Genomic DNA, 6,269 nt, shown 5'->3' with positions numbered 1-6,269 from the left:
CCAGGACCAAGGCCAGGACGCCGGACAGGACCAGGGCCAGGACCAAGGCCAGGACCAGGGACAGGACGCCGGACAGGACCAAGGCCAGGACCAAGGCCAGGACGCCGGACAGGACCAGGGCCAGGACGCCGGACAGGGCGAAGGTGAAGAGGACCAGGTCGGCGGCGGTGAAGGTGCCGAGGCCCAGCCTGGTGACGGTGGGGCGAACGACCTCAACGTCGGCTCGATCCTGCAGCCGGCCAGCGCCACGCTGAAGTTCATCAAGGGCACGAACGATGACGTCGTCGCGATGCCGAAGTTCCTGCGCATCATCACCGGTGACGCCAAGTCCTTCACCAACGGCGACGCCAACGCCAACGCGTCGTGGAGCTGCGAGGGCTTCGAGGACCGTCAGCTGACGGACAAGTACCCGATCTGCCCTGACGGCGCCCAGATGATCCGTACCTTCAACTTCCAGAACTGCTGGGACGGACAGAACACCGACAGCGGCAACCACCGCGACCACATGGCGTTCTCCGAGGAGGACGGCTCCTGCCCGGACGGCTTCCAGGCCATCCCGCAGCTGCAGCAGAAGATCAAGTACGACATCCCCGCCGAGAACCTGTTGAACGCGGACACCCCGTTCGCGGTCGACAGTTTCCCGGAGCAGCTGCACAAGCCGATCACTGACCACAGCGACTTCATCAACGTCATGCCCGAGGACCTGATGGACGAGGCGGTCAGCTGCATCAACGAAGGCCGCGAGTGCTGACGCACTAGCGACCGGCTGCACCACCAGTCAGCCGCGGGGCCACCGAGCAATCGGTCCCGCGGCTGACGCCTTTCCGGACCAGGACGGTACGACGGTACGACTGCCGGACGGTGCCCCGGCCGGCTGCCCGTGTGAGCGCCACGCGGCGTGAGCACGCGGCGTACGGGAGCACGGAGTCGGGGCAGAGGCGCAGTTCAGGGGCCGCCAGGCCCCGGGGCGGAACCGGGCGCACGACCACGGAGGCCCGGACACAGATTCTGTGTCCGGGCCTCCGTGGGCTTCGGTTCTTCAGGTCGTCACGTGGGGGGACGGGTCTGTTCCGATGCGAGGGGGCATCGGACGAGGGGGGAAGTCAGAGACCGTTCACCCTTGCCTCGCGCGCGACGCCCAGCGGGCGGACGCCCGGGGTGACGGCACGAGCCCTGCGACCGGCCCGGGTGCGCTGCCGCCGGATCTGCCCCAGCAGCCGCCGGCCGCGCAGGGTCATCTCCAACTCGAAGCGCGTGCGGGGATCACGCAGCGCCGAACCGAAGAGCTTCTCGATCTGGCGGAGCCTGTACCGCACCGTCTGGGGGTGCACCTGCAGCGTCTTCGCTGCTTCCGGTGCTCCCCCGCTCTCCAGCCACGCCAGCAGCGTGACCTCAAGCCGCTCGCTCTGCCTCGGCGTGAGTTCCGCCAGCGGGCCGAGCCAGCGGGAAGAGAGCGCACATGCAAGCGATTCGTCCTGCAGCAGCATGAGCATGGACAGATGGTCGTCGACGAACAGGATTTTCGCGTCCTGGCTGTTGGCACCGATGCCGGCGGCCGGGGGGTTGCCCGCCGGTGTCAGTTCCAGCAGCCGCCTCGCCCAGCGCACCGAGGACCCCGCGTCATTGAGGGGGACGGTGTGGCCGATCGCAGCAGTGCGACCGCGCAGCACGTTCTCCAGTGCTTCGCGGTCGTCCTCAGGATCGGGTATCAGCAGGCAGAGTTCGCTCTCGACCGGACTGACCAGGGCGTTGCCGAGAGCAGCCGCGAGCTGGGGCACCTCGCTCGGGGATGCGAGTGCGATTGCTCGGACGGTCTCGGGCAGCGGCCACCTGGCGGATCGGGCCAGTTCGGTCAGGCGGGCTTCCGGGTACTCCTCCTCTCCCATGAGGGCGGTGAACAGCTGCCGGCGGGCACGGTCGATGGGAACCGCAGCTGTGACGTTCTCGCCCTGCGCATTGGTTCCCGTGTCCGTATTTCCCGTATTGGCGGAATCTTCGTTTTCCTGGGCATGCTGCCCGAGAGCCGCGAGCAATGCCTGCTCGACGGCCCACTGTGCATCTTCGCGGTCAATTTCACGCAGAAAAGCGGACATTGCCGGTATGCTGCGCTGCAGAGCATCCACCACCTGGTCAGCGATGGCGGGCAGCTCCTTCCTCTGAACACGCGTCCACTCGCCACGAGGGCGAGATCGGATGCGGTTTAGAACGTCGCTCATCTTTACCTCGTTCCTGCCGGGTTGGGCCTGCCCGAGCACGGGACTGGCAGGCCCGCGGAGGTTGCCTCCGAAACCGGTATCCCGCCCCGGTCGCGGAGTTGAGGGTCCCCCTGCTTCCCCTGAGTGGGCATCATCGACACAGCGAGGTGCGGCGGCGATCCCACTGCCAGAATTTGTCACAGAGCGATAAATCCTGTGAAGGGGTTGGGGAGTTTCGAGATGCTGCTGCATCCCGACCACCGCATTTTGGTCGCGCAAAGTAGAGAGCAAGACACCAGAACGTCACTGGTGATTTCCCGTTCAACTGCTTTGCGACCCACGGCAGATGCGGGACCGAGGGTCAGGTCGGACCAGGCGACTGTGCGATCGGAAGATCCGATGCCCCGAGAAAAAGTTCGTGTACCGCCTACGGAGCGCCGGTCCCCGCCGCCCGTAGCGCCCCGCAGAGGCGAGGCCCGCCCTCCCCAGGGCTTCGCACCCGAGCGACGACTCGAAGCAGACATATCACGAAAGAGCAGCGGAGCCCGTTATGTTCCTCGCATAACGGCCTTCGTGATGGTCGCCACACTCGCTCTCGTATTCGCGATCAGCAATCAGTCGATGGCACGGGTGTGGGCCTTCATCGATTTCGGCTCCGGAGTCGTGTCCCTGCTGCTGCTGACCTTCACGGTCCTGTGGGGCCTCGCCGCGGCGGACCAGTTCGTGCTGGACCCCAATCACCGTCTGATCGCGCAGGCGATCCACCGCGGTACGGCTGTCGGCGGTCTCGGTTTCCTCGGTCTACACGTCTGGTCGAAGATCTCACTCGGCTCGACGAGCGTGCAGTCGGCGGCGATACCGTTCACCGACGGGGCGCAGCCGGTACTCGTCGGACTGGGATCGGTCGCGGGCTACCTCTTCGTCGCGGTCACCATGACGGGTGCGGTGCGCGGCGCCTTCGCCCGCAAGGGCCAGTCGCGGCTGTGGCGGGCCCTGCACATGAGCGCTTATCTGGCCTGGGGGGCCGCACTGATCCACGGTCTGCGCGCGGGCCGTCCCGTCGCCGACTACGTGGACCTCGGGTACGGCCTGTGCTTGACGGCAGTCACAGTTGTGCTGATGATGCGACTCGCTCAAGGCCGTACCAAGCGTCCGGGATCGAGCAAGAAGGAGAAACGGTGACCTCTGTCGTGCCGAGTCCCGTGTCCGCTTCCAGCGCCGACGCGGTTCCGTCCCTCGCCTCCTTCGGGCCGCCGCGGCTGCTGGCGGGCCTGGGCACCGGCGGGGCGTGGCACAGGCGTCTCGACCGCGTGGGGCATCTGACGGTGCACGGCCAGATGCCCGAACTGCGGCTCCAGGAAGTCGTCGACCTCGCCGAGAACATCGACCTGCGCGGCCGCGGCGGCGCGGGTTTCCCCTTCGCCCGCAAGCTCCAGTCCGTGATCGACAGCGCCCGCCGGCGGCAGGACGCACGCACGGTGGTCGTGGTGAACGGCAGCGAGGGCGAGCCGAGTTGCCTCAAGGACACGGCGCTGCTGCTGTACACGCCGCACCTCGTCATCGACGGTGCGCTGCTGGTGGCACGCGCACTGAAGGCGGAGGAGGTGAGCATCTGCGTCACGCGGCCCGACGTGGAGCGCTCCGTACGGGACGCCGTGGCCGAACGCGGGCCGGGCGCGCCGCGCGTCCGTGTGGCACGGATGCCGGAGGCGTTCGTCACCGGTGAGTCCTCCTCTCTCGTCAACGGTCTCAACCAGTTGCCGGTGGCGCCGTCCGGGACGGGCGTACGCGCCAGCGAGAGCGGTGTCGCGGGCCTGCCGACGATGCTGTCGAACACCGAGACGTACGCGCAGCTCGCGATCGCCGCCCGCCTCGGTGCGCTCGACTTCCGCAACGTGGGCCTGCCGACCGAGCCCGGCACGGTGCTGCTGACCGTGGCCGGTGAGCGGGTGGTGGAGGCACCGTTCGGCGCGCCGCTGTCGTACATCCTGGGCCTGTGCGGCATGGACCCGGGCCAGGGCGTGCTCGTCGGCGGGTACCACGGGCGGTGGCTGCAGCGCGACCTCGCCTGGTCGGCGCGCATCTCCCGGGAGTCGCTGGACTCCTACGGCTCGACCCTCGGCGCCGGAGCGATCCTTCCGCTGCCCGAAGGGACGTGCCCCGCGGGCGAGTTGGAGCTGGTCGCCCGCTGGATGGCGAAGGAGTCCGCCGGGCAGTGCGGGCCGTGCGTGCTGGGGCTGCCCGCGCTGGCGGACACGATCGCCTGGGCGGCCGACGGCGGCGGCCAGGAAGCACTCGACGCCATCTGGGCGCGCGCCAAAGCCGTGAAAAGGCGCGGCGCGTGCAGTCACCCGGACGGCACGTCGCGCCTCGTCGAGTCGACGCTCGACGCGTTCCCCGAGGAGTTCGAACTCCACGCTCTCGGGCAGGGATGCGGAAGGCCGGTGCTCAGCTCGCTCTCCGTCCCCGACGAGGGACAGGTCTCCCAGGCCCGCGGCATCCGGGGCATCCGCGCGGACCGCGGACGCACGGCGGCCGGCGCTCCGCAGAAGTCCCGGCGGCTCGTCGTCGACTGGACGCTGTGCCAGGGGCACGGGCTGTGCGCGGGAGTCGTCCCCGACATGATCGAACTCGATGTCGACGGCTACCCGACCGGGGCGTCCGCCGCCATCCCCGACTACATGAACAAGCAGGCCCAGCGGGCCGTGCGGCGCTGCCCGGCGCTCGCCCTCCGCATCGTGGAGAAGTAGGGTCCCAGCCGCGTGCGGCGGCGTTTGCACTCTGCCGAACTGGCCGCCGTACGAGGCACTTTCGCTGGTCCCGGCGGGATGGCTCCCGCAAACCTTCTGCTTTGGCGCGACATGACAACTTTTCGCCGCCTGCATCGCTCCTGCACCACACTCACATGCCAGTCACAGTCGAGTGCTGAAGGAGCGGTCATGAAGAAGCAGCGTCACGTGGCTCTGGTGGGGACCGCGGTCGCCGTAGCTCTGCTCGCGACAGGGTGTGGCTCCGACAGTGGCGGCGCTCCTCCTCAGAAGATCAAGCCGGCCGACCAGGCCGTGGGCGACGGCTACGGCGGCGGCGAGGACGGCGCCTCCGGCAAGAAGGACGCGCCGGCCAAGACGCTGAAGGTCAAGGCCAGTGCGAAGCTCGGTGACATCGTCACCGACTCCAAGGGCTGGACGCTGTACCGGTTCGACGACGACACCGCCTCCCCCTCCCAGTCCAACTGTGACGGTGACTGCGCGAAGGCCTGGCCCGCCGTGCCCGCCGAGGACGCCGAGGCGACGAAGGGCATCGAGAAGAGCCAGATCGGCAAGGTCAAGCGCACCGACGGCTCCCTGCAGCTGACGCTCGGCGGCTGGCCGGTGTACCGCTACGCGAAGGACACCAAGCCGGGTGACGTGAAGGGCCACGGCGTCGGCGAGACGTGGAACGCTCTCGCCCCCGACGGCAACAAGGCGAGCGGCGCGAACGCCGACCAGCTCAAGACCGTCAAGAACGCCGAGCTGGGCGAGATCCTGGCCGACGGCGAGGGCCGCACGCTCTACCGGTTCGACAAGGACTCGGCGTGGCCGATGAAGTCCAACTGCAAGGGCGAGTGCCTCAAGAGCTGGAAGCCCGCCAAGCCGGTGGACAAGAACAAGATCTCCGGTGTCGACCCGAAGCTGCTGACCACGTACAAGCGCCCCGACGGAGTCCAGCAGCTCACCATCGACTGCTGGCCGCTGTACTGGTTCACCGGCGACAAGGAGCCGGGTGACATCAACGGCCAGGGCAAGGACGGCGACTGGCACGCCGTCACCGACAAGGGCAAGAGGGCCGGCGCGGCTCGCTGAGCCCCGGCCCGTCCCGGCCGCGTCGCTGACCGGCCGGATCCCGGCGCACCACCCCTCCAGGGCCCGCCCTTCCGCGCCCGTCCCGCCCCGTTCCGCACCGCGGGGTGAGCCGGCAGGAGGCGGGCCCTGGGGGTTTCGTGTGCGGGCACAGCTGCGTGCGCCTGTCCGGGCCACGTGTGCCGTGCGGGGTTACGTGCGCAGGCTGCGCGCGGAGTCCCGCAGTCGGCACCCC

At 68.9% G+C, this 6,269-nt stretch carries 5 protein-coding genes; 4 read left to right on the top strand and 1 reads right to left on the bottom strand.

Features of this window, described 5'->3' with window-relative positions; all coding sequences use genetic code 11:
* On the top strand, window positions 1–751 hold a 751-nt coding region (locus tag IEY56_RS01270), incomplete at its 5' end, for a DUF1996 domain-containing protein (RefSeq protein WP_189035353.1).
* 352 nt (window positions 752–1,103) lie between these two features.
* Here the strand turns inward: IEY56_RS01270 and IEY56_RS01265 are convergent.
* The gene (locus tag IEY56_RS01265) at window positions 1,104–2,093 is read right to left on the bottom strand and encodes a PucR family transcriptional regulator (protein ID WP_308424099.1); all 990 of its coding nucleotides are present in this window, start codon (window positions 2,091–2,093) and stop codon (window positions 1,104–1,106) included.
* 678 nt (window positions 2,094–2,771) lie between these two features.
* On the opposite strand from IEY56_RS01265, the gene IEY56_RS01260 reads away from it, so the two are divergent.
* The 3 genes from IEY56_RS01260 to IEY56_RS01250 all read left to right on the top strand — a co-directional run bounded on the left by IEY56_RS01260 (window position 2,772) and on the right by IEY56_RS01250 (window position 6,037).
* The gene (locus IEY56_RS01260; RefSeq protein ID WP_229711506.1) at window positions 2,772–3,377 is read left to right on the top strand and encodes a hypothetical protein; all 606 of its coding nucleotides are present in this window, start codon (window positions 2,772–2,774) and stop codon (window positions 3,375–3,377) included.
* Entirely contained in the window at window positions 3,374–4,945 is a 1,572-nt protein-coding gene (locus tag IEY56_RS01255; RefSeq protein WP_189035143.1) for an NADH-quinone oxidoreductase subunit NuoF family protein, read from the top strand. The genes IEY56_RS01260 and IEY56_RS01255 overlap by 4 nt, the downstream gene beginning before the upstream one ends.
* Before the next feature lie 189 nt (window positions 4,946–5,134).
* On the top strand, window positions 5,135–6,037 hold the full coding sequence (locus IEY56_RS01250; protein WP_189035142.1) for an SCO0930 family lipoprotein: 903 nt from the start codon (window positions 5,135–5,137) through the stop codon (window positions 6,035–6,037).
* Window positions 6,038–6,269 lie beyond the last annotated feature (232 nt).

Origin of the sequence: Streptomyces daqingensis (genome assembly GCF_014645895.1) — a bacterium.
In the GTDB taxonomy this organism is placed as follows: domain Bacteria; phylum Actinomycetota; class Actinomycetes; order Streptomycetales; family Streptomycetaceae; genus Streptomyces; species Streptomyces daqingensis.
This window is presented reverse-complemented; position numbering and strand designations above follow the sequence as displayed.

What these genes read in the sequence shown, in the direction of transcription:
- IEY56_RS01250 (WP_189035142.1), top strand. Translation starts at nt 5,135, where the DNA reads ATGAAGAAGCAGCGTCACGTGGCTCTGGTGGGGACCGCGGTCGCCGTA.
- IEY56_RS01265 (WP_308424099.1), bottom strand. Translation starts at nt 2,093, where the DNA reads ATGTCCGCTTTTCTGCGTGAAATTGACCGCGAAGATGCACAGTGGGCC.
- IEY56_RS01260 (WP_229711506.1), top strand. Translation starts at nt 2,772, where the DNA reads ATGGTCGCCACACTCGCTCTCGTATTCGCGATCAGCAATCAGTCGATG.